This window comes from Algoriphagus boseongensis (assembly GCF_004362805.1).
GTDB lineage: Bacteria > Bacteroidota > Bacteroidia > Cytophagales > Cyclobacteriaceae > Algoriphagus > Algoriphagus boseongensis.
Genome location: NZ_SNYF01000005.1, coordinates 498,522 through 522,977 on the forward strand (window position 1 = coordinate 498,522; position 24,456 = coordinate 522,977).

The following is a 24,456-nucleotide window of genomic DNA, read 5'->3' on the forward strand; positions in this document are numbered from 1 at the left end:
ATTAAAGCAAAATCAATGTTTTGGGTTAGCTTTCTTTCGTATTTTTGATTTTTATGAACAATTATTCTATTGAATGAAAAATATCTACTCTTTAGCAATCCTATTATTTCTGATAGGTTTTTCTAGGCAAGTGGTCGCTCAGGATGATGCGGCAGAATTAGCGAAAAAACTTGCCAATCCAATCGCATCCCTGATTTCGGTACCATTTCAAAATAATACAGACTACGGGATTGGTGAATTGAAAGGAACTCGAAACACCTTGAATTTCCAGCCTGTAATTCCCATCTCAATCAATGAAAACTTAAACATGATTACCCGGGTGGTGCTGCCTATTGTCAGCCAGTACAATATCACGGGTCGTGGAGAACAGCAGGGTGGTTTGGGTGATGCGGTGGTTTCCGCATTTTTTTCACCAACTAATTCTAAAAAATTGACCTGGGGCGTAGGGCCAGCATTACTTGTACCTATTGGAACCAATGATTTTTTAACCACCAAAAAATTTGGAATGGGGCCAACAGCTGTAGCTCTTAAGCAAATGAATGGATGGACAGTAGGAGGATTGATTAATCAAATCTGGTCAGTGGCTGGAGCAGAGGAACGACCGGATATTAGCCAGATGTTTATTCAACCTTTTTTTGCATACAACTGGAAGTCAGGAGCAGGGATTGGTGCCAATATGGAAATCACCCAAAACTGGAAATCTTCGACTACGACCATCTGGCTCAATCCTACAGTGAGCGCAGTCACTTCGCTTGGAAAACAAAAAGCTTCATTTGGCTTGGGACCACGATTAAATTTAGCTGCTCCGGAGGGAGGAAAAGCTGATTGGGGATGGAGGGCGGTATTTGTCCTTCTTTTTCCAAAATAGTATTCCATTTGAGAAAAGAGTTTTATTTAATAATATAAATGCCTAAAAACCTTATCTGCAATCTAAGAAGGAAATCAATTTTTATATTGTTTCAACATTGCATAAACAAAATAGAGGCTCAGAATTCTGAGCCTCTATTTTTATTTCTTTTTACTGGCAAATCTTCCTTTTTTCTTTCCAGCATCCGGTTGGGATTCGATAATTTCTATCGTCTCTGAATAGCTGAGTTTTTCAGCTTCCTTACCTTTTGGAATTTTGAAGTTGTTTTTGCCGAATTTGATATAAGGACCCCATCTTCCATTTAGGATTTGGATTTCAGGATTTTCCTCAAATGTTTTGATATGCTTATTCGCGTCAGCTTCTCTTTTTGCCTGGATTAGCTCAATGGCTTCTATTTCTGAAATTGCCATAGGGTCTTGTCCTTTTTGCAAAGAATAAAAAGCATTGTCATGACGGATATATGGGCCAAATCTTCCGATCGCCGCAGTCATCTTTTTATCCTCAAAAAAGCCGACTTCACGAGGAAGTTTGAAAAGTTCCAAGGCATCATCCATGGTGACATTTTCAATAAACTGGCCTTTTTTCAGCGAAGCAAATTGCTTGTCCTCATCCTCATTTTCTCCTATCTGAACCAGTGGCCCAAATCGTCCAAGGCGAGCATAGACATTTTTTCCATTCTCAGGATGCTTACCAATTAATCGGCTACTATTGACGTCTTGTCTGGAAACTTGCTCTGTTTCCTCCACGCTATGATGGAATTTTCCATAAAATCCATCGATCATATCCTGCCAATCCTGACTTCCTGCAGCGATTTCGTCAAACTCCTTTTCTACTTTGGCTGTAAAATTAAAGTCGATCACATTAGGGAAATGCTCTACCAAGAAGTCGTTGACGACCATGGCAATGTTGGTAGGGAAGAGTTTATTTTTTTCCGCTCCTGTGTTTTCGGTTTTGGTAACTTCTTTGAAATTTCCTCCCGAAATAGTCATTTCCATGTAGTTTCTAGGAGTTCCATCTCTGGATTCCTTAACCACATAATCTCTTTTTTGGATGGTAGAAATGGTGGGAGCGTAAGTGGAAGGTCGGCCAATCCCAAGTTCTTCTAGCTTTTTAACCAAAGAAGCTTCTGTATATCTTGGAGCTGGTCTGCTGAAGGTTTCTCTTCCTTTCATTTCTCTTAAAGAAAGACCTTGACCAATTGTCATCGGAGGTAATAGGGCCTTTCCACCTTCTTCATCCTCCTCTGGTTCATCATCGGTATCTTCGAGATATACCTTCAAAAAACCATCAAACTTTATGATTTCTCCATTGGCTACCAACTTTTGGCTGGAGTTGGAAATATCTATGGTTACTACGGTTCGCTCAAGTTCCGCATCCGCCATTTGTGAGGCGATTGCTCTTTTCCAGATCAATTCATACAAGCGCTGCTCATTTCTGTCTCCGGAAATATGATTTTGAGCAAAATCAGTTGGCCTGATCGCTTCGTGAGCTTCCTGTGCGCTTTCGTTTTTGGTGGAGTATTGTCTGGATTTATGGTAATTGGATCCGAATGAGGAATCAATCGCATTTTTTGCAGCACCCAAAGCCTCCTGAGAGAGGTTAGTACTGTCAGTTCTCATGTAAGTGATCTTTCCCGCTTCGTAAAGCTTTTGAGCCACAGACATGGTTTGGGCCACAGAAAAGTAAAGTTTTCTGGATGCTTCCTGCTGTAAAGTAGAAGTAGTGAAAGGTGGTGCAGGAGATTTTTTAGCTGGTTTCTTTTCCAGATTACCAACAGCGAAGTTGGCATTCAGGCAGTTTTTAAGAAATTCTTCTGCTTCTGCTTTGGTCTCAAACTTTTTGGGCAATTCAGCCTGGAAAGTTTTTCCCTCTACTTCAAACTGGGCAGTTATCCTGAAGCTTGATTTGGAATTGAATGCCTCAATTTCTCTTTCTCGCTCAACAATCAATCTTACCGCAACGGACTGAACACGTCCGGCAGAAAGTCCAGTTTTGATTTTCTTCCATAAAATTGGAGAGAGCTCAAAACCCACCAATCGATCCAAAATCCTTCTGGCTTGCTGGGCATTGACTAAGTCGTAATCAATTCCCCTTGGATTTTCAATAGCCTTGGTAATGGCATTTTTGGTGATTTCCCGGAATACGATTCGTTTGGTTCGATCTTCTTCCAACTTCAAAACTTCCTTCAAATGCCAGGAAATAGCTTCCCCTTCACGGTCATCATCACTTGCCAGATAGACCGTTTCGGCGTCTTTGGCTAATGATTTTAGATTTTTGATGACTTCTCTCTTATCCGGAGTGACTTCGTAAGTAGGTTTGAATCGGTTCTTGATATCTATTGCCTTATCGCCTTTGGGTAGATCCCGGACATGGCCGTAGCTGGAAACTACCTTAAAATCTTTCCCCAGATAGCCTTCAATAGTTTTGGCCTTTGCTGGAGATTCGACGATTACTAGATTTTTTGACATAAAAAACAATATTTACGAGCACAATTGCCGTTAATGAGAAGCTAAAAATAGAGGGCATTGTTTTCTCCTCCAAATCCAACTTTCCCGATACTTTTTTAATTGGTTGGATTTTTGAATGAAATATACCTGAATTTTTGAGCTAAATCGATTACGCAAATGAAACAATTAATTCTTTTAAGACACGGTGAAGCAGGATTTTCGGATGGGATAGACTTCCAGCGCCAATTGACTTTTAGAGGTAAGGAAAATTTGGAAAAATTAGGTCAAACTCTCCAAAATAAAGGGATGGAGATAGACTATATGTGGTGTTCTTCGGCTACCCGAACCCAAGAAACTGCAGAAATCATCAAAAAATATGTACCAATTGCGGAGGAGGTTTTTGAAAAGAAAATCTATTCAGCCAATCTGGAAATCCTCTTGGAGATTTTGGAAGAAACCCCAAGTCATGTCAATTCCTGTATCCTTGTAGGCCATAATCCTACCATAAGTTTGCTTATGGCTCACCTTACTGACGGAAATTATGTTGGGCTTCAGCCCGGAATGATGGGAATTTTGGAACTTGAAATTTCCGATTGGTACCTAATTGGTCACAATACAGCTACACTTAAGGAGGTTCTTCAATAATTACTGGATTTCCCGATGGACATCTGCCTCGGTGTATTTTGGAGTTGCTCCTTTTTGGGTAGCCACATATCCTCCCAATTTGCAGGCAAAGTCCAAAATCTCCTCAGGAGATTTTTCTTCCAAGTAGGTTTTGATAAATCCACTTAAAAATGCGTCACCTGCTCCGATTGAGTCTTGGAATTTGACTTTGTAGCCTGGGTGTTCGGTGATTTTTCCCTTTTGATACAAAATAGCTCCTTTTGACCCTCGGGTAATGCAAATGATTTCCATGGGAAAATGCTGATCGAGAAAATGACAAAGCCCTTCAATGGTAGGCTCTGTTTCAAAGTAATCTGCGAAAATTTCCAGTTCGTCCTCGTTGATTTTTAGAATATCAGCAAAGCCCAGCAAAGTCTCAATCACTTCGAAATCATAGAATGGAGGGCGGAGATTGGCATCGAAGATCCGTAAAGTCGGATGATGTAGAAGTTTGAGCAATGTTTTTAAACTCTGAATATTTCTGACTCCCAAGGTGCCAAAAACAAATGCATCCGCTTCTTCTACGGCATTGTCAAGCTCCTTTGTCCATTCTATAAAATCCCAAGCAACAGGAGAAACTATGGTGTATTTGATGTTTTCTGGATCAGAAGTGTCCACCAAGACTTTGGAAGTTTCGTGTTCTTCGGTTGTCTGAATCAGGTCAAGAGGAAGACCAAAATCACTTAAAAAGGATAATAGTTTTTTCCCATCTTCATCAATCCCTACTGCTGATATTAGTTTTGAGGTTAGACCCAATTGGTGGAGGTTGAGCGCTACATTCATAGGAGCGCCTCCGGCTACAGGTCCGGTTGGCAGGCAATCCCAAAGCATTTCTCCGAAGAGTACTACGTTATTACGCATGGTTTTTTTGTAAGTCTTTTTGAATTTCTTCCAAAGTTCTTCCCTTGGTCTCAGGCATTTTAAATCTTACCCAAATTAACTGAAGAATCATCATTAAGCAGAAAAATGCGAAGATATAGCCCGGGCCGAAGGTATTTGCGAAAAAAGGAAAAACATTCGCAATTACTGCAGCAAGAATCCAATGGGTAAATGAACCCAAGGATTGTCCAGAAGCCCGGAGTTCGTTGGGGAACATTTCTGAAATGAAAACCCAGATCACAGATCCTTGGCCTACAGCATGCGAGGCGATAAATCCAAACACGAAAATCGGAAGCCAAAAAGCAGGGATTCCTGGCCCAAGAAAATTATACGCCATTAAACTCAGAGAAATGATATAGCCAAATGAACCTATATACATTAGCTTTTTCCTTCCTAATCGGTCAATGAGGTATAGTCCAAAAAAGGTCGCGGCCAAATTCACCAAGCCAATTCCAATCGTAGAAATCAGGGCATTTTCGGTTGAGATTCCTGCCATTTCAAAGATCCTAGGAGCGAAATAAATAATGGCATTGATTCCAGAAACTTGGTTGAAAAATGCGATCAAAACAGCCAGAAAAGTGCTGGAGAAAAACCTTGGGCTAAAGAGCACTCCAAATCCGGTCTTCTTTTTCATACTTTTTTCTTCCTCAATGGCTAGTTGTATGGCTTCATCCACCCCTACAGGATCGGTTTTGGTGAGGATTTCCCTTGCCAGGATTTGGTTGTTGAATTTGGCAATTAGCCAGCGTGGACTTTCAGGAATGCTGAAGATCATTACGCTATAGATCAAAGCAGGCACAGCTTCGACACCCAGCATCCATCTCCAATCCTCTGGTAATTCTGCTGTTCCGATCAGATAGTTGGAAACATAGGCGACCACAATCCCAAAGACGATGTTAAATTGATAGAGAGCGACCAGAAGTCCTCTGTTTTTGGCTGGGGCAATTTCAGAAATATACATGGGAGCAACCACCGAAGAGGCACCTACTCCCAAACCTCCCAAGAATCTAAAAAAGGTAAATGAAGTCACATCCCAGGCAATTCCGGATCCTAAAGCTGAAATGAAATAGAAAAGGCCAATCCAAAGCAAGCTTTTCTTTCTTCCAAATCGATCAGCAGGAATTCCTCCAAAAAGAGCTCCGATTACTGTTCCGTAAAGTGCCGATGCAATGGCCAACCCATGTGTCCAATCACTGAGTTGCCAGACTTCTTGTATTGCCCTTTCCGCTCCTGAGATTACTGCAGTGTCAAAACCAAATAAAAAGCCTCCCAGTGCGGCTGTAATGGAGACAAAAAATGCGTAGCTCTTTGTGGACATAGGTTATTCGGGTAGAATGAATCACTAAACTAAAGAGAAGGAATTCATTTCAAAATACCTGCAGGATTATTCCATGATTTAAAGAACTAGATTCTGCCAAAATTAATCCTATCAGAATGTCCTTTTCTGTTTGTCAAAAACCAGAAAACATCTTTCTTATTTGCCAAATAAAATTTTGTCTACTTGGGATGGATCGGCTTCTAGAGCACTATTTTTCTTATATTCGCAGGCACAGAATTGAATAAAATTCGGCTAAAATTTCAAAGTCTGCAGATTACAAACCCAAAGTCATGACTAACCCAACAGAGATTTACAAACCCAAAAACCACATCCGAATCGTAACAGCAGCATCATTGTTTGACGGACATGATGCGGCAATCAATATTATGCGTAGGATCATTCAGGCTACAGGCTGTGAAGTGATTCACTTGGGACATAACCGTTCCGTACAAGAAATCGTGGATTGCGCCATTCAGGAGGATGTTCAGGCTATTGCGATTACTTCCTATCAAGGTGGTCACGTGGAATTTTTTAAATATATGTTTGACTTGTTGAAAGAAAAAGGGGCAGGCCATATCAGAATTTTTGGTGGAGGAGGTGGAACCATCCTTCCGGATGAAATCAAGGAATTGCATGAATATGGAATTTCAAGGATTTATTCTCCAGATGATGGGCGTGCTATGGGCTTGCAGGGGATGATCAATGATTTGGTAGAAAAGTGTGATTTCCCTGTTGGAGATAGTTTTCCTGAAGATTTTGACCTGAATAAAGATAAAAAAGGACATGTAGCCAGAGCTATTTCTGCTTTTGAAAATTTCCCTGAGGAATCCTCTGGTTTATTGAATGAAGTAAGGGCAAAAAGTAAGGCTCAGGTAACTCCAGTACTAGGAATCACAGGAACAGGTGGGGCTGGAAAATCTTCCTTGGTTGATGAATTAGTCAGAAGATTTGTGATAGATTTTTCTGATAAATCCTTGGCAATCATTTCGGTCGACCCTTCAAAAAGAAAAACCGGTGGAGCCTTGCTTGGAGATAGGATTAGAATGAATTCGATCAATCATCCAAGAGTTTTCATGAGATCCTTGGCCACCAGGCAATCCAATTTGGCACTATCTAAATATGTGCAGGATGCGGTGGATACCGTTAAAGCAGCTGGGTTTGACTTGGTGATTTTGGAAACTTCCGGAATTGGGCAGTCTGATACCGAAATCATCGAACACTCTGACCTTTCTCTTTATGTGATGACTCCGGAATATGGAGCTGCCTCTCAATTGGAAAAGATTGACATGCTTGATTTTGCGGATGTCATCGCCTTGAACAAGTTTGACAAAAGAGGCGCGCTGGATGCAATCCGAGATGTCAAAAAGCAATACAAGCGCAACCATAATTTGTGGGATATTTCTGATGAAGATATTCCTGTGTATGGCACTATTGCCTCTCAATTCAATGATCCAGGAATGAATCAATTGTACCGAGCTATCATTGGGAAAGTAAATGAGAAGTTCGGGAATTGGCAAAGCGGATTTGAATTGACTGCAGGGACTTCGGAGAAGATTTATATTATTCCGCCAGCGAGAACAAGATACCTCAGCGAGATTTCTGAAGTCAATAGAAACTATGACAAGTGGGTTGAGGAGCAAAAGGAAATTGCCCAGCAACTATACTCCATCAATAAATCTATCGAAGCCATCCAAAGTACCCAAGTTGCTGATAAGGATAGGCTGATTAAAGAACTTCAGGAGGTTTTTGCTCAGGTAGAATTGAATCTTGATCCCAAAAACAAAAAGTGGTTGGAGGACTGGGCTAGTGAATCGGGAAGGTATTCTGAGGATTTTTATGTTTTTAAAGTTCGGGACAAAGAAATCAAAGTACAGACGTTTACCTCTTCCTTGGCGAATACCCGAATTCCAAAAGTATCCTTGCCGAAGTATGAGGCTTGGGGAGAATTGCTCAAGTGGGGTTTAAGAGAAAATGTTCCAGGACAATTCCCGTATACCTCTGGAGTTTTCCCTTTCAAAAGAGAAGGGGAAGATCCAACTCGAATGTTTGCCGGTGAAGGTGGCCCAGAGCGGACCAACAAGCGGTTTCATTACGTTTCTAAATCCATGCCTGCAAAGCGTCTGTCAACGGCATTTGACTCGGTGACTTTGTATGGGGAAGATCCAGACTATAGACCTGATATCTATGGCAAAATCGGTAACTCAGGGGTGAATGTCTGCTGCTTGGATGATGCCAAGAAGCTTTACTCTGGGTTTAATCTGGTGGATCCGATGACCTCAGTTTCCATGACTATCAATGGTCCGGCGGCGACAATGACTGCGTTTTTCATGAATGCTGCCATTGACCAGCAGTGTGAGGTATACATCAAGGCAAATGGATTGGAAGAGGAAATAAACTCAAAAATCGAGGCGATTTATAAAGAAAAGGGTTTACCAAGACCTAAATACAATGCGCCAATTCCTGAGGGAAACGATGGTTTGGGATTGATGCTTTTGGGAGTAACCGGTGATCAGGTTTTGCCGCAGGAAGTTTATCAAAAAATCAAGGCTGATACGATATCAAAAGTAAGGGGAACAGTTCAAGCTGATATTCTTAAAGAAGATCAGGCTCAAAACACCTGTATTTTCTCCACTGAATTTTCCTTGAGATTGATGGGAGATGTTCAGGACTATTTTATTCAAAATAAAGTCAGGAACTTCTATTCTGTGTCTATTTCTGGATACCACATTGCAGAAGCGGGTGCCAATCCAATTACCCAATTGGCTTTGACACTTTCCAATGGCTTCACTTATGTAGAATATTATGTTTCCAGAGGAATGAAAGTGGATGATTTCGCTCCTAATCTTTCCTTCTTCTTTTCCAATGGGATTGATCCAGAGTACGCAGTGATTGGAAGAGTGGCAAGAAGGATTTGGGCGAAAGCCATGAAATTAAAGTATGGAGCAAATGAGCGTTCTCAAATGCTGAAGTACCATATCCAGACTTCAGGACGATCCCTTCACGCTCAGGAAATTGATTTTAACGATATCCGAACTACGCTACAAGCTTTGTATGCGATTTATGATAACTGTAATTCGCTTCATACCAATGCTTATGACGAAGCCATTACTACCCCGACAGAGGCTTCTGTGAGAAGGGCGATGGCCATCCAGTTGATTATCAATAAGGAGTTGGGATTGGCGAAAAATGAAAATCCGCTTCAGGGTTCCTTCATCATCGAGGAATTGACTGATTTGGTTGAAGAGGCAGTTTATGCTGAATTTGATAGAATTACCGAAAGGGGAGGAGTTTTAGGAGCGATGGAGACGATGTATCAACGCGGAAAGATTCAGGAAGAAAGTCTCCATTACGAAATGCTGAAACACACTGGAGAATATCCTATTATCGGGGTGAATACTTTCCTTTCTTCCGAAGGCTCACCAACGATCATTCCTGGAGAGGTAATCCGGGCGACAGTAGACGAAAAAGAAGATCAAATTCAAACCTTAAGGAACTTACATCAAGCGTATGCTGGTTTGGAGAAAAATCAGTTAATGGCTTTAAAAAAGGCAGCAGTGAAGAATGAGAACGTTTTTGAGCGTTTGATGGAAGCTGCGAAATATTGTTCTTTAGGCCAAATCACCAATGCTTTGTATGAGGTAGGTGGTCAGTATAGAAGAAACATGTAGTATTGAATTCATTAGAAATATGGCAAATAAGCGAAATGTAACTGTCCGAATGAAAGCGGACTTGGAATACGAAGCCCGAAACCCTCAGGGGAATGTGGTGAATATTGACATGTATGATCCTGAGCATAAGCACGCACAGTCTCCCATGGATTTGCTGCTTTCGGCTTTGGGTGGATGCGCTTCGGTAGATGCCGTATTGATGATGAAAAAGAAGCGAAGAGAGATTTTGGATTTTTATGTGGAAGTGGAAGGAAACCGAAATGATGGAGTTCCGGCATTTTACACAGATATAGAATTGAAATTTGTCTTGGTTTCTCCAAATGCAAAAGAGGAGGAATTTGAAAAAGTGGTGGCTCTATCCGTCGATAAATATTGTTCGGTAGCTTCTTCCTTAAAATCGAATATTTCCTACAAGGCAGTAGTCCAAAGGCCATAATGAGAGTAGTCAAAGAATTAGTCCAGGAGGATATTCGAGTCAGTGTATTCTCCTGGAACAATAAATACATCCTCAAATTTGAATTGGGACCTTTAGAGCAAACCTTCAAGCTCAGTGAAATGGATGTCCTGGAAGAGACAGAATTGGATGCTTTTTTGATTGGTGATTTTTTTCAAAAAGTAAAAGATAGGTTTGAAGAAATGGGAATTTCCTTTCGAAGACAACTAGAAAATCTTTAATTTTCTAGGACATCAACTAACCTATGCGCGTAAAATCATTTAGTATTTTTTTATTTCTCTTAATCATTTTCTCCTGCAATGACTCAGAATCAGAGTATGGCAGGGACTTCGAAGAGATTGACCGTTTGATTACCGAAATGGTGAGCCAAGGTCAAGAATTAAGCGATGCATTGGATACCATTGCACACCAATACATTGATCATATCAATCGCTACGATTCGCTGAGGGAAACCGCTGATTTTTCCAAATACACCTTTACTAGAGCCTATTCAACCAATTTGCCAGGTGAAGATTCAGCTTTGAGCTCTGTAATGATTCTGAATACTACGCCAGATCGAGATAGGGCCTTAGAGGAGGCAGCGGCAACCAACTTTCTGGATTCTCTCTTTTCTAGATTTCAAAAGAGCTTCCCACTAGTTGTTCAGGTATATTCTAATTCTGCCAATCAGGTAAGTAGAGTTTATCCAGCTTTTGATCATAAAAATATTGTAGAACCCAATCTTGATGTAAAAGATTTTAATTTTTACTATGCTGCGGATGAGATAAATAATCCTTCCAAAGGGATTGTATGGATACAAGATGCCTATATAGATCCTGCCGGCAAGGGTTGGATACTTTCCTTGATACATCCGGTTTATCAGGGAGAAAAACTTTTTGCAGTATTGGGTGCTGATTTTACAGTCGATGATTTTATCTATGAATATTTTGACAGATATCCAGGAGATTACCTTTTGGTCAATGGAAAAGGAGATATTATAGGAGGGGAAGATGGGGCTATTGAGCTATTGAGTATGCCGGCCTTGAAAAACCATGTATACAGAGAAACTGTCAAGTCTGAGTCATTCAGAATTTCCGACTTTAATCTATTCAATAGCAAAAGCCTTGAGGTAAGAAAAATGGCCCAGGAATTTCTGCTTAATAAAAAAGATAGATTTGAATTTGAAGAAGAGAAAGGGATAAATAAAGCAATTTGTAAGATGGTGCCGGGTATTGATTGGTATCTGATTCAAATTTTTCCAGAGCAATAATGAATTTCAACTATAAAAACCGAAGCAATTTTTGGCTGATTACCTTAGCGGGTTCGGTTTTGTTGATTTTAGTGATTGTGTTGGGTATTGGGTTTTTTAATGCGATTTATAATACTCAAATAGAATCCAGAAAGGATTTTTTAACTCAACAGACAGCATTAGCTGCAAGAGGACTTGAGACTGAGGTAGGGAGATTTCAAACAGAATCTGGTTCGCTAATGAAATACCTTATTGATCCAGATATGGATCCCGAGGATTTTGGAGATGAACTCACAGACTATACCCGAAGATTTTTCAATTCCTATCCACGAATGCTTGAAAAGATCTGGATTGATTTTGGGGATTCGGTTTTGGTTTTTTCACAAAATGAAAGAAATGACTTTCTGAGAAATAGAGATAGGTTTCCTGTTCTTTCCGATGATCTGGATTATATTTTTCTACAAGATGGAAAGTTTAAAATCCTCTATTTATTGAACTTGAGAAGTTTTGCAACAGATTATGTGGCAAACTTTTACCTCAATCCGGGTGGAGGAAAATTCCTTTTGATCAATGATACTTTATCATCCATCTCTCGAGGCGAAAGCCCTTATTCATCCAATATACCCGATGAATTTTTAGTCGAAGTAAGAAGAGAAGTCAATATGGGGCTTAAGGGGCTCCATGAAATCTCATGGCTCAATTATGAAGATGATCCTGTAGCCGGGATTCTTGTCCAATATCCTTTTAATTTTTCTCCTTCAAAGCGTCCCACCTCTTTGGTCTTCATTGTTCCTTCTGAAAGCCTTACTTCAGGGATTTATTCTACTTTCCTTTTCACATTTCTCGTGATTACACTTTTACTGATTGGGATTGTGGAGTTTTTTGTGATATCCCTTCGTAATAATCTCCAATCTGAAAAAATCCGTGAGGAGAATTTAAAGGAAATTTCAGCGCTTTTTGAACAGCAAAGCCTATTGATGAGAGAACTTAAGGGCTTTATTTTTTACCATGATTACAAAGGTCGGATGATCCGGGTAAGTGATGAAGTAGAGCAGATTTTAGGCTATCCAAAAAGTGATTTTATTAAGGCTTTTAATCCAGATAACCTGCATCCCGAGGCTAGTTTTTTGAGAGATCAGGTGATTGATAGTTTGGTTCAAAAAAAGGATTTACTTGATCTCCAGATTGATTTCGTTAGGTCCAATAGCGAAAAGATCAGATTAAGGATCTTTTCTAAACTTATTTATTCCCCGGAAGGAAGGTTTGAAGGAGGGCTTGGTTTATGTACCGATATCACCGAACAGTTTAAAGCACAAGAGGAAATTGTTCAAAGTGAAGAAAGGCTTCGAACCTTGATTGAGAATATTCCTGATACCATTTTCATCTATGACTATGAAGGAAATGTAATTGACTTCCATAGTCAGGAAGGAAAATCCAATTGGTATAAAATTCATAATCCCATAGGAAAGAAAATATCCGATCTGGTTCCTCAAGAACAGGCTGAAGAGCTCAAAAACGCATTTAATTACGCCAAAACGCATAAAAATATTCAGACCATTGAGGTCACAAAAATTAGGGAAAAAGGTGAAAGACATCTAGAAATGAGGATTTTCCCTTTGGATGAAAATCAAGTGATGTCGATTTCAAAGGATATCACTGGACAAAAAATCTGGGAAAAAGGTTTGGTGGAAGCTATGAATGCTGCAGATAAAGCCAGTAGGGCGAAGTCTGAATTTTTGGCCAATATGAGTCACGAGATTCGCACCCCGATGAATGGACTTTTGGGGATCATTGACCTTTTGGAAGGAACCAAACTGGATAAAATCCAAAGGCAGTATGTAGAAATTATTAAAAATTCTGGGAGCTCCTTGCTCAATATTATCCGTGATATTTTGGACTATTCTAAAATTGAAGCCGGAGAAATTGAAATTGAAACAACAGTTTTCAATCCTTTAACCGAATTAAATGCTCAGGTTGAAATTTTATCCGGTCTGGCAAAAAAGAAGAATATTCAGCTAACCCTAGCTCACAATCTTCAAGAAGCTGTTTTTCTGGAAGGAGATAAAAATAAGATCAATCAGGTTTTACTTAACCTGATAAGTAATGCCCTTAAGTTTACTCCTGAAAATGGCTTAGTGGAGGTGAGGTTGGACCTGGATGATCTTGACGAGAACTTGTCATTTTTGTCTTATAAGGTAAAGGATACGGGGATTGGGATTTCACAGGAAAATCTAAAAAACCTTACCAAGCCTTTTTATCAAGTGGACAGTTCTATTTCCAGAAATTTTCAAGGCACGGGTTTGGGTTTGGCCATAGCAAAAAAGATTGTAGAGTTATTGGGCGGTGAACTGATTATCGAAAGTGAACCTGAAAAAGGATCTGAATTTAGCTTTACTATTTTGGTAAGGAAGTCCAATGAAAAAATAGAACATAACGAATCTCATCCGCTTACCTGGAAAGATGTGAAAGAAATGGGGGCGGCATTTCCATTAAAAATTCTTTTGGCTGAGGACAATGACCTGAATTTACAACTGATGACTTTGATGTTTGAGCAGTTAGGTTTCCAATTTGATATTGCAAAAAATGGGTTGGAAGCTTTGGAAAAGGTGAAATCCTCAGATTTTGATGTTGTCCTTATGGATGTTCAAATGCCCGTAATGAATGGATTGGATACCACAAGGAAAATCAGAGAAATACCGGGGAAGGAGGATTTGGTGATCATCGGGCTTTCTGCAAACGTATTTGAGGAAGATCGGAAAAAGGCGCTGCAATCAGGCATGAATGACTACCTGACCAAGCCCATCAGACTGGCTATTTTGGCGGATAAGCTGGAATATTATTTCAGAAAGACAAGAGAAAACAATTCATAAAAAAAGCTCCGATTACTATCGGAGCTTTCTATTTATAAAGCAGAATTTATATCAAAGGATTCTAGGTAATCAGCAACTCTTCTTACAAACATTCCTCCCAAAGATCCATCTACCACTCTGTGATCATAGGAATGGGATAAGAACATCTTATGGCGAATTGCGATTACGTCCCCGGTTGGTGTTTCAACTACGGCAGGCTTCTTAACAATCGCTCCAACAGCTAAAATAGCCACTTGAGGCTGCATAATGATCGGAGTTCCCATGACATTGCCGAAAGAGCCCACATTTGAAACGGTATAAGTTCCTCCAGCCAAATCATCCGCAGTGAGCTTATTATTTCTTGCTCGGTTTGCGAGATCATTTACCTTTTTAGAAATCCCAACCAAATTCAACTGATCAGCATTTTTAATTACTGGAACGATTAGATTTCCTGAAGGTAAGGCAACAGCCATACCTACGTTGATGTCTTTCTTCTTGATTATTCTATCCCCGTCCACGGAAATATTGATCATCGGGAAATCCCGAATGGCCCTAGAAACAGCCTCGATAAAGAAAGGAGTATAGGTGATCGATTCTCCATATTTAGCTCGATAAGCTTCCTTATTTTTCTCTCTCCAAAGCACAATATTGGTCATATCGGCTTCTACGAAGGAAGTCACATGAGGAGAAATTCGCTTGGAGTCCACCATTCGCTGAGCGATCATTTTTCTCATGCGATCCATTTCCATGATTTCGTCGGTTGCCGAAATGCTAACCTGAACCTTAGGTTCGGAAATGGAAGGAGCGCTAACTTGACTTGGAGCAGTTCCTCTGGTTTTAAGATAATCCAGCATGTCTTGCTTGGTTACCCTTCCTTCTTTTCCTGTACCTGGGATTTTAGAAAGTTCAGAAGCAGAAATTCCCTCTTCTTTGGCGATGCTTTTTACCAGCGGAGAATAAAATCTTCCGTCTTCAGCAGTTTCCTGAACAGATTCAGGCTTAGCTAGTATTTCTTGGGTATGGGCAGGAGCAGTGGCTACCAATTCTTCTTTCGAAGACTTTTCTGGTTTTGCCTCAGCTTTTGGAGCTTTTTCAACTTCTCCTGAGGTTTCGATTATTGCAATAGCGGAACCCACGGCTACGACTTCTCCTTCTTTGGCTAAAATCTTTTTCAGTACCCCAGCATGAGTTGCAGGTACCTCGGTATCCACCTTGTCTGTGGCTACTTCCAAAACAGATTCATCTTGCTCGATGGTATCTCCTTCTTTTTTTAGCCAAGTCAGGATGGTTCCTTCAATGATACTTTCGCCCATTTTGGGCATCAGCATTTCTATACTTGCCATAGTTAATCGGTAATTAAATTGGGTTTATATCCAAGATTTAAAATTAAATTTTATTGGAGACCTACCCAAACCTTAACTGTAAAATTTTATTTGTTATTCTGATCGAAGCAAATTCTTAACAAATTCAGAACGGAAACGGCAGTTAATTGAATATTTAGCATCCGGTCCTGAGTCAATTGGAGCTTTTTTGCCTCGACAAATCCCTCACCAGCACAGGCAATCCAAACTGTGCCTACTGGTTTCTCTTCCGTTCCTCCATCTGGCCCTGCTATTCCGCTAGTGGAAATCCCAAAATCGGCACTGAATAAGTTCTTTACACCTTCGGCCATTTCTATTACGGTTTGCTCACTGACCGCACCGAAATTCTCCAGGGTTTCAGCTTTTACTCCCAAAATCTTTTCTTTGAATTGATTGTGATAAGGGATTACCGAGCCTTGAAGATAATTGGAGCTACCAGGAATAGTGGTGACCAAATGGGAGACGTATCCTCCCGAGCAACTTTCGGCTAAAGCTAAAGTTTTCCCTGCTTTCTTCAAAAGTTTGCCTATTGCAGCTTCAAGGGTTTCCTCATCGTAGCCGTAAACGTATTTCTCGATTAACGGCATTACTTTTTGAATTTGCTGGTCGACCTCTTTTTCTAGCTCCGCCTTATTTGTTCCAAAAGCCGTGAGTCTGAGTTTAACATGCCCAAGGGAAGGAAGATAAGCCAAACGAATATGTGAAGGCAAAGCATTTTCCCAGTCTCTTATTAAATCAGCTAGCCAGCTTTCTCCTATTCCAACGGTTTTTACCACTTTGTGGAAAATCACAGGTAATTCAAATAGACTTGGAAGCTTTGGTAGAACAAAATCCTTCATCAGCTTTTTCATCTCATGTGGAACTCCTGGCATAGACATCCAATAGGTGCCATTTTTCTCAAACCACATCCCCGGTGCGGTTCCAACTACATTGGGAACATAAGTGCAACAGGAAGGTAGGTGGCCTTGAAGAATATTTAATGGAGTGATTTCACGTCCTCTTCTTTTGAAAAATTCCGACACAGCCTCCACCGCTTCTGGAAATTCGATGATTTCGCAGCCAAAATATTCTGCCATCAAGGGCTTGGTTAAGTCATCTTGAGTAGGGCCTAAGCCTCCAGTGATAAGGATAATATGGGCTCTTTTCTCAGCATCAGAAAAAGCCTTTAGAATATCTTCCCTGTTATCTCCAACAGTTGTTTTATGGACAACTTTGACGCCAATGAGATCCAGCTCCTGACTGATCCAATGCGAGTTGGTGTCCATAATTTGTCCATAGAGCAGTTCGTCTCCAATGGCAATGATTTCAGCTTTGACTAATTGCATAGCAAGGGGTAATTATCTGACTTTAGCTTTTCTGATGAGTTTGGAAAATAATCCAGGGAAAAATCGCTTGACGTATACAGCCAATGCCTCTTTTCCTCCGATATAAACTTCTTGTTTTTTCTTTTGAATGACTGAGAATAGTTTATCTGCAAATTTTTCAGCAGACATTCCTTTCGCTTGGGCCTCATCCATTGAGCCTAAAGGTGTACCATCGGCTGTCAAAGCATTGATTGAAACTTCTGTTTTAATAAAACCCGGACAAACCAGACTTACATGGATATTTTCTTGGAAAAGCTCGGCTCTAAGCGTATCGAAAAATCCATGAAGAGCATGCTTGGACGCAGCGTAAGAGGATCGGTAAGGCGAGGCAAATTTTCCGACAAGAGAAGTAATCACCACAAAGTGACCGGATTTTCTTTGGATGAAATGAGGAAGAAGAACCTTGGTCAAGGCAATGGTTCCAAAATAATTGACCTCCATTAGTTTTCTGTCGACTTCCAGACTAGTCTCCTTAATTAAAGACCTCTGGCTGATTCCTCCATTATGGAGCATGATGTCAATCTGTCCAAAAAAGCTGATCGCCTCTTTTGCTTTTGTTTCAAAGCTTTCAATTTCTACCAAATCCAATGGAAGGATTTTTACCAAGTTAGGATTGGCGCAGGCGGATTGAACTCGGATAAGTTCAGCTTCTCGTCGGGCTGAGATAATCACTCGAAAACCCTCAGAAGAGAATTTTTTCGCAGCAGCTTCTCCAATTCCTGAGGATGCTCCAGTGATCCAAATAACCGGTTTTGTCATGAAATTATTTTTTCTCGTAAGTCACAAAGGCGTAGTCAAACTCATTCTTTTCATCTGCTGGAAACTCCTCTCGGTAGGTTTCAATCCAGAGTGAATCTTTGATTTCTGGAAAAAAGGTATCTCCCTCGGGTTCGGTATTAACTTCAGTGATTTCCAATTCGTCTGCGAGGTCGATGGTTTGTCTGTAAATCTCTCCGCCTCCGATGATGAAAAGCTTTTCCACTTCGATTTTGTTACAAAAAATTATCGCATCCTCAATCGTCCTGAAGCTATAATGACCTTCCAGTGTTTCAAAATCAGGATTGCGGGTAATAATGAGATGTGTTCTGTTTGGGAGCGGCCTTCCTAAAGATTCAAAGGTTTTCCGTCCCATAAGAATGTAATGACCGGAAGTCAGATTTTTAAAGCGTTTTAAATCAGCGGAAAGCTTCCAGATCAGTTGGTTGTCTTTTCCAATAACTCGGTTTTCTGCAACAGCGGCAATAAGGATAATTTTCACAGGGAATTTTCTTTGCCCTGAATTTACCAGTCTTTGGGACTCAAAAATGAAAAAGGGCAGAAAAACTGCCCTTTCTTTTGGATTTAATTCATGCCAGACATCATGTTGGGATATTCCGACATGGTGAACTTTAGCGGAGAATTTAATTCAATCTCCACGACTTTCATGTCTGTGACAGAGCCGTCAGTTGAGGTGAAAATCATTTCCAGGAAAGTCCCTTTTGGAGCATTGGAAAAGAATGAATTGTAGCGTTCCACAGTTTTATTGGAGACCATAGGATTGCTTTGGGGAGAAAACATGGAAAAACCCTTAATCGGCTCTTTGGTCACCCAATATCTGCCTTCCCCGTCTTCGGTTTTGACCAGAAATTCTTCGCAAGGATAGCCTAAGATATCTTTGGTATTCCCTGTTTTTGTGATTTGATAGTCTTCGGTTTTCATCTGGTCCGAGGCTTCTTCATCCACCATATCCTGGATTTTGTCATAATCCATTTTCATGGCCATACTGGACTTTTGACCCTCATTGTCCAAAAGCATCACCATTGCTTGGTTTTTGGTGTCCATGATAGTTGTTGTGGTGTTTTGTGGGGTCTTAGGATCAGAAAAAGACATGCCCATAAATTCCACATTATCGCCTAAAAGATAATTGATCCGAGATGGAGGGTCAGATTTCCCTTTTTTGTCGGTGGCGGTCACTTCCATAACCATATACCCTGTAAACTGGTATGCAGATTCCGTAGGAGCAGGTTGCATCATCCCACCAATCAGATCACCCATTTTGTCCGAACTTTCTTTTTCGGCTTTCGAACTTGCGGCATTGGTAGCGGCATTCTGAGCCGCATTTTGGATTTTTTTTAATAGTTGGGCTTGTGCTGTTGTGGAAAAGGAAACGGCAGCCAAAACAAGTAATCCTAAAATTGATTTTTTCATGATAGTATCTTTAAAAATTCAGCTACAATTTCCTAAAAATGAGATTTATATAAAAATCAATTGTAAAAAAATAGGACTCATAATTTGAGTCCTCTAAGCAATTCTTCTGTTTTCATTCGTTTTTTTCCTTCGAGTTGGAGTTCCAAAATTTCTAAAACCCCATCACCGGTTTGAAATTTTAAAAACGACTTTCCATCCGATTCCCATTCTCCTGGGGATTTTCCGGATAGATTTTTTGATGAAACCTTTGTCTTGAAAATTTTGCAGGTTTTATCTAAAAATTCTGTCCATGCAGCAGGATAGGGGGAAAGTCCCCGAACTAGGTTATGGATGGATTCTGCTGATTGGGTCCAATCAATTTTACAGGTTTCCTTGAAGATTTTTGGAGCGTGATGCTTGGCCTTGCTTTCGTCTTGTGGTAAAGGGTAAACCTCGTTTTTGGCGATTGCTTCTACCGTTTTCACCACCAGATCCGAGCCTATGGTCATCAATTTTTCATAGACCGAGCCCAAGTCATCCTCAGGGAGAATGGCTACTTTTTCCTGAAAAATTATGCTCCCGGTGTCAATTTCATGCTTTAGAAAAAAGGTGGTTACCCCAGTTTCCTTTTCTCCATTGATAATTGCCCAGTTGATCGGAGCTGCTCCACGATAATCTGGCAGGAGAGAGGCATGCAAGTTAAATGTACCGATAGGCGGCATATTCCAAACCGACTCTGGGAGCATTCTAAAAGCTACCACGATTTGCAAATCAGCCTTTAAGCTTCTCAGTTCTTCTTGAAATTCTGGACTTTTAAGGTTGGTAGGCTGAAGGATTTTTAATCCCAATTTTTCGGCGGCTTCTTTAACAGGAGAACCGACCAACTTTTGTCCACGTCCTTGAGGTTTGTCCGGAGCGGTGATTACTCCCACCACATTCCAGCCATTTTCAACCAATTTCTCTAAAGAGGGTACTGCAAATTCTGGAGTACCCATGTATACAATCCTAAGATTTTTAGTATTCACTTTCGATGGAATTTTAATTGTAAATCAGGTATTTCTCCCTCAATACTTTGTAATCTTCTAATCCTTTTTGCCAAGTGGCTTTGATCTCATTTTCGCTTTTCCCTGCCAAAATCTGCTTTTTCAACTCATCTGTACCGACCAATGTATTGAAGTAGTTATTGAAAAACTTCTCCTTCATTCCGGATTTCTGGTAGGCCTCCAAAAGATAGCTTAATGTAAAGTGGTGGTCCATGGATTCTCCTCTCAAGTCTCTTCCATAGCAAAGTTTGTCCTGATGTGGTGGGGTTTTAGACATTCCTTCAATACTCACAGGGGTAAAAGTAAACTCACCAAACTTTGGATCAGGATAGCCATAAACCTGAAAAGGAAAATATGTTCCTCGTCCTAGGGAAACTACCGTTCCTTCAAAAAGACAGGTACTTGGATAAAGTTTGATTGCCAAATCAGAAGGTAAATTTGGTGAGGGTTTGATCGGAAGATTGTAGGGCGTTTGATGGTTCCAGTTTGCAACAGGGATCACTTCCAAATCTACTGATGTGCCTCCTTTAAGCCATTTTTCTCCTTTGATCATTTTCGCCAATTCTCCCACAGTCAATCCGTGGACAATGGGAATTGGGTGCATTCCCACAAAAGACTCAAAGCCGGGTTTTAGGATTGGTCCTTCGATGTAATTTCCGTTGGGATTAGGGCGGTCAAAAACGATTACTTTTTTTCTGTTTTCAGCACAAGCTTCCATAATATAATGCATGGTGCTGATGTAGGTAAAAAACCGAACTCCCACATCCTGTAGGTCAAAAATCACCACGTCCAGGTCCGCAAGCTGAGCCGCGGTAGGTTTTTTATTGTTTCCATAGAGTGAAACAATTGGTAAACCTGTCTTTTGGTCCACTGAATTATCTACTTTTTCGCCAGCGTCGGCAGTTCCTCTAAATCCATGTTCTGGCACAAAGACTTTTTTGATTTCCACTCCATTTTCCAGAAGAAAATCGACCACATGCTTATTGACTGAATTGGGCAAAATGCTGGTTTGATTTCCCACTAAGCCAACTTTCTTTCCCTTCAACAAAGGGAGATACAAATCGGGTCTTTCCGCTCCGGTCAATACTTGCTGAGAAAAAGTGGATTGGGAAAGCAAAAGGGAGAAAAGGAATACCAAAAAGTAAGTCAGAAATGAATTTTTCGTTTGCTTCATGCTATTTTGCGCTGAGTTGTGAACAAATTTAACCCACTCCCTTGAACCTTTCCTATTTCATTGCCAAAAGAATCAGCTTTAAGGATGCCGGAGGATTTTCCAGTACCATTCACCGGATAGCGGTGGGCAGCTTGGCAATCGGGCTTGGGGTTGCAATTCTCTCTTTCATGGTTTTGGGCGGTTTTCAAAAAACCGTTTCCAATCGGGTTTACGGATTTACGGGACATTTTCAGGTTCAGCGCTTTCAGATGAGCAATGCCTTTGAGGAAGCTCCGATGTCCCTGAATTCAGAGTTTTACATGAAATCAAAAACTCTTCCTTTTCTAACTAAAAGCCAATCATTTGCGCACAAAGCCGCTTTACTGAAAGGGGATGAAGAAGTAGAAGGAATCCTGATGAAAGGGGTGGGGGCAGATTTTGATACGCTGGCTTTTTCTCAATATCTGGTAAGTGGTAGAATGCTTCATCTTCCAGATTCAGGGACAAGTAATGAAATCATGCTTAGCCGATTAGTGGCAAATAAGCTATTGCTGGAAGTTGGAGATAAAGTGACCATGTACTTTGTGCAGGATCCTCCAAGGTTTAGAAGGGTTGTGGTAGTCGGGATCTTTGAAACTTATTTGGAGAATTTTGATGAAAAAATAGTCATTGGAGAGCTCCAGACTATCCGTAATCTAAATGGATGGACCAAGGATCAAATTGGAGGATTAGAACTTTATATCGATGATCCTTCCAAGTCGGACCAGCTCATCCCCGAATTGGATGCAGCCTTGGATTTTGACCTAAGGCTTATCGATAGCAGGGATAAATTTTTGGAGATTTTTGATTGGTTGACTCTCCTGGATACCAATGTGATTGTATTCATTTCCCTGATTGGATTTGTGGCCATTTTCAACATGGGGGCTATTTTGTTCATTTTGATCATGGAACGAACCCAGATGATCGGCTTGCTCAAGGCCTTGGGGGCTAGAAATGCTCAGATTCGCCAGATCTTTTTCTGGAATGGAATGAAAATTTTGGGTAGGGGCTTGATCCTAGGGAATCTAATTGGATTGGGAATAGGGCTTTTGCAGGATCAATTCCATCTTATCCCTCTCGATCCTTCCAATTATTACATGAGTTACGTTCCGATTGATTGGAACTGGCCGGTATTCATGGCCTTGAATATCGGGATAGCGATCTTGACTTCTTTGGTACTTTGGATTCCGGTGATTGTGATTTCCAGGATAGACCCGATCAAATCGATCCGCTTTGATTGAGTTTGTAGGGAGAAAAAATACTTTTGATTTTCATCCAAATCACTCCTAAAACCGCTTCACGGAAAATTTTCGGGCTCATTTTGGAAGTCCCTTTGGTTCGGTCTGTGAAAATTATCGGAACCTCAATCAGCTTAAATCCTAATTTCCATGCTGTAAACTTCATCTCAATCTGGAAGGCGTAGCCGATAAATCGGATTTCATCCAAACGGATTCCCTGAAGGACACTTTTATGGTAGCATTTAAATCCAGCTGTGGCGTCTTTGATTGGTAGTCCCGTGATGAATTTCACATAGACAGAAGCGAAATAAGACATCAAGACACGACCAATTGGCCAGTTAACCACATTCACTCCGGTAATGTATCTGGATCCAATGGCGAGGTCAAAATTTCTTTCTTTGACAGCATCATAGAGTCGGATGAGGTCTTTGGGATCATGTGAAAAGTCACAATCCATCTCAAAAATGAAATCGTAATCCTGTTCCAAAGCCCACTTAAATCCCGCAATGTATGCGGTGCCCAAACCTAGCTTTCCTTTCCTTTCCAGCAAGTGAAGTCTGTTTGAAAAAATAGGCTGAAGTGATTTTACCACCCCGCCCGTTCCGTCCGGAGACCCGTCGTCAATGACTAATAATTCAAATTCTCCTGACAGATTCATCACCGTATGGACCATGTCGCTGATGTTTTCCAGCTCATTATAGGTCGGAATGATGACGAGTTTTCTGTGATTCATAGTGCTCCAAAGCTCAAAAGTAAAGCTTTGCTTGGATTTTTGAAGAGTGGATTCGGTGAAAATGCCTGAAAGATTACTTTTGCACAAAATTTAACCTATGTCCCTCCACGTTGCGATTGTCAGTTATTTCTCCACCGGTGCTTACGATGCGAATACCATTGATGAGAATAAACTCTTGTCTGATACCTTAACTAGTCTTGGTGTTTCTAATGAAATCCAGGCTTGGTCAGATCCATCTGTGAATTGGGGTGGCTACGACTTTTTATTGATCAAATCAACTTGGGATTACTTTGATTATTATCCTGAGTTTTTGGATTGGATTGAGAAAATCAAGGATTTGGGAATTCCGGTTTTGAATGATTTAGCTACTATCCAGTGGAATTCTTCTAAAAAATACCTTTTGGAAATTGAGGAGAAAGGATTTCCGGTAATAGCGGGAATGATTCTTCCAAAAGGCTTCAAACCAGAACTTGGGGAAATTTTGAAAAAGGTTAATTCAGAAGTTTTGGTGATCAAACCTTTGGTTAGTGGCGGGGCTAAAAACACTTTGAAAATTCCCGTTGCGGAATGGGAAAAGTATAAGGCGAAAGTAATTGAATTAGTAAAAGATGAGGATTTTCTGGCTCAGCCTTTTGTTCCGGAAGTTGCAGAGGTAGGGGAGTACTCCTTGATATTTTTCAATGCCAAGTTTTCCCATGCCGTGTTGAAGACTCCGGCAAAATCAGATTTCAGGGTTCAGCATTATTTTGGAGGGACAATTCAGGAAATAGAACCAGCTCAATTCCTACTTGATTCTGCCCAAAAATTGATCAATGAATTCGGGGCAAATACTTTATACGGCAGGGTAGATGGGGTAGTGATCGATGGAGTTTTCCACTTGATGGAATTGGAATTGATCGAACCTTATCTGTTCTTGGGATTGTCTGAAAAGGCTTTGCCGAATTATAAAAAAGCCTTGGCTGAAAGATTACTTGGTAAATAAGCT

At 40.6% G+C, this 24,456-nt stretch carries 20 protein-coding genes; 9 read left to right on the forward strand and 11 right to left on the reverse strand.

Going from position 1 to position 24,456, the window contains the following annotated elements:
• Positions 1–73: 73 nt before the first annotated feature.
• The gene (locus tag DFQ04_RS02210; protein ID WP_133552249.1) at positions 74–868 is read left to right on the forward strand and encodes a hypothetical protein; all 795 of its coding nucleotides are present in this window, start codon (positions 74–76) and stop codon (positions 866–868) included.
• Between the two features lie 140 nt (positions 869–1,008).
• On the opposite strand, the gene topA is transcribed toward DFQ04_RS02210, so the two are convergent.
• The gene (gene topA / locus DFQ04_RS02215; RefSeq protein ID WP_133552251.1) at positions 1,009–3,336 is read right to left on the reverse strand and encodes a type I DNA topoisomerase; all 2,328 of its coding nucleotides are present in this window, start codon (positions 3,334–3,336) and stop codon (positions 1,009–1,011) included.
• A 156-nt stretch (positions 3,337–3,492) separates the two neighbouring features.
• Between topA and DFQ04_RS02220 the strand changes: the two genes are divergently transcribed.
• Positions 3,493–3,960 (forward strand): SixA phosphatase family protein, encoded by a 468-nt coding sequence (locus DFQ04_RS02220; protein ID WP_133552253.1) that lies wholly within the window; start codon positions 3,493–3,495, stop codon positions 3,958–3,960.
• Here DFQ04_RS02220 and DFQ04_RS02225 read toward each other — a convergent pair whose 3' ends face one another.
• A complete protein-coding gene (locus tag DFQ04_RS02225) occupies positions 3,961–4,839 on the reverse strand; it encodes a carbohydrate kinase family protein (RefSeq protein WP_133552255.1) in 879 nt (292 codons plus the stop codon). It abuts the gene before it with no gap.
• Positions 4,832–6,175: a sugar porter family MFS transporter gene (locus DFQ04_RS02230; protein ID WP_133552257.1), complete on the reverse strand. Its 1,344-nt coding sequence runs from the start codon at positions 6,173–6,175 to the stop codon at positions 4,832–4,834. Before DFQ04_RS02230 ends, DFQ04_RS02225 begins: the two co-directional genes overlap by 8 nt.
• A gap of 290 nt (positions 6,176–6,465) precedes the next feature.
• Here DFQ04_RS02230 and DFQ04_RS02235 point away from each other — a divergent pair, with 290 nt between their 5' ends.
• Genes DFQ04_RS02235 through DFQ04_RS02255 form a run of 5 tightly spaced genes read left to right on the forward strand, consistent with a single transcriptional unit; the run spans position 6,466 to position 14,395 of the window.
• Positions 6,466–9,843 (forward strand): methylmalonyl-CoA mutase family protein, encoded by a 3,378-nt coding sequence (locus DFQ04_RS02235; protein WP_133552259.1) that lies wholly within the window; start codon positions 6,466–6,468, stop codon positions 9,841–9,843.
• 19 nt (positions 9,844–9,862) lie between these two features.
• Positions 9,863–10,279, forward strand: a complete 417-nt coding sequence (locus DFQ04_RS02240) for an OsmC family protein (RefSeq protein WP_243739620.1) — start codon at positions 9,863–9,865, stop codon at positions 10,277–10,279.
• Positions 10,279–10,518, forward strand: coding sequence for a hypothetical protein (locus DFQ04_RS02245; protein WP_133552261.1), 240 nt, complete (start codon positions 10,279–10,281; stop codon positions 10,516–10,518). Before DFQ04_RS02240 ends, DFQ04_RS02245 begins: the two co-directional genes overlap by 1 nt.
• A gap of 23 nt (positions 10,519–10,541) precedes the next feature.
• Complete coding sequence (locus tag DFQ04_RS02250) at positions 10,542–11,546, forward strand: hypothetical protein (RefSeq protein ID WP_133552263.1); 1,005 nt, start codon at positions 10,542–10,544, stop codon at positions 11,544–11,546.
• A complete protein-coding gene (locus DFQ04_RS02255; RefSeq protein WP_133552265.1) occupies positions 11,546–14,395 on the forward strand; it encodes a PAS domain-containing hybrid sensor histidine kinase/response regulator in 2,850 nt (949 codons plus the stop codon). Before DFQ04_RS02250 ends, DFQ04_RS02255 begins: the two co-directional genes overlap by 1 nt.
• A gap of 32 nt (positions 14,396–14,427) precedes the next feature.
• On the opposite strand, the gene DFQ04_RS02260 is transcribed toward DFQ04_RS02255, so the two are convergent.
• The 7 genes from DFQ04_RS02260 to DFQ04_RS02290 all read right to left on the reverse strand — a co-directional run bounded on the left by DFQ04_RS02260 (position 14,428) and on the right by DFQ04_RS02290 (position 21,482).
• Positions 14,428–15,717 carry a dihydrolipoamide acetyltransferase family protein gene (locus DFQ04_RS02260; RefSeq protein WP_133552267.1) on the reverse strand — a complete coding sequence of 430 codons (1,290 nt, stop codon included), beginning with the start codon at positions 15,715–15,717 and terminating at the stop codon, positions 14,428–14,430.
• A gap of 86 nt (positions 15,718–15,803) precedes the next feature.
• On the reverse strand, positions 15,804–17,060 hold the full coding sequence (locus tag DFQ04_RS02265; RefSeq protein ID WP_133552269.1) for a competence/damage-inducible protein A: 1,257 nt from the start codon (positions 17,058–17,060) through the stop codon (positions 15,804–15,806).
• 12 nt (positions 17,061–17,072) lie between these two features.
• Positions 17,073–17,858 carry an SDR family oxidoreductase gene (locus tag DFQ04_RS02270; protein WP_133552271.1) on the reverse strand — a complete coding sequence of 262 codons (786 nt, stop codon included), beginning with the start codon at positions 17,856–17,858 and terminating at the stop codon, positions 17,073–17,075.
• 4 nt (positions 17,859–17,862) lie between these two features.
• Positions 17,863–18,357, reverse strand: coding sequence for a dihydrofolate reductase (locus DFQ04_RS02275; RefSeq protein ID WP_133552273.1), 495 nt, complete (start codon positions 18,355–18,357; stop codon positions 17,863–17,865).
• Positions 18,358–18,440: 83 nt separating this feature from the next.
• Positions 18,441–19,286, reverse strand: coding sequence for a DUF4412 domain-containing protein (locus DFQ04_RS02280; RefSeq protein ID WP_133552275.1), 846 nt, complete (start codon positions 19,284–19,286; stop codon positions 18,441–18,443).
• Between the two features lie 77 nt (positions 19,287–19,363).
• The gene (fmt, locus tag DFQ04_RS02285; RefSeq protein WP_262709419.1) at positions 19,364–20,290 is read right to left on the reverse strand and encodes a methionyl-tRNA formyltransferase; all 927 of its coding nucleotides are present in this window, start codon (positions 20,288–20,290) and stop codon (positions 19,364–19,366) included.
• A gap of 13 nt (positions 20,291–20,303) precedes the next feature.
• Positions 20,304–21,482 (reverse strand): exo-beta-N-acetylmuramidase NamZ family protein, encoded by a 1,179-nt coding sequence (locus tag DFQ04_RS02290; protein ID WP_133552277.1) that lies wholly within the window; start codon positions 21,480–21,482, stop codon positions 20,304–20,306.
• 41 nt (positions 21,483–21,523) lie between these two features.
• Here DFQ04_RS02290 and DFQ04_RS02295 point away from each other — a divergent pair, with 41 nt between their 5' ends.
• The gene (locus tag DFQ04_RS02295; RefSeq protein WP_133552279.1) at positions 21,524–22,741 is read left to right on the forward strand and encodes an ABC transporter permease; all 1,218 of its coding nucleotides are present in this window, start codon (positions 21,524–21,526) and stop codon (positions 22,739–22,741) included.
• Here the strand turns inward: DFQ04_RS02295 and DFQ04_RS02300 are convergent.
• Entirely contained in the window at positions 22,719–23,471 is a 753-nt protein-coding gene (locus DFQ04_RS02300) for a polyprenol monophosphomannose synthase (protein ID WP_133554322.1), read from the reverse strand. The genes DFQ04_RS02295 and DFQ04_RS02300 overlap by 23 nt on opposite strands.
• 97 nt (positions 23,472–23,568) lie before the next feature.
• Between DFQ04_RS02300 and DFQ04_RS02305 the strand changes: the two genes are divergently transcribed.
• Positions 23,569–24,453 carry an ATP-grasp domain-containing protein gene (locus DFQ04_RS02305; protein WP_133552281.1) on the forward strand — a complete coding sequence of 295 codons (885 nt, stop codon included), beginning with the start codon at positions 23,569–23,571 and terminating at the stop codon, positions 24,451–24,453.
• The last annotated feature ends 3 nt before the right edge of the window (positions 24,454–24,456 follow it).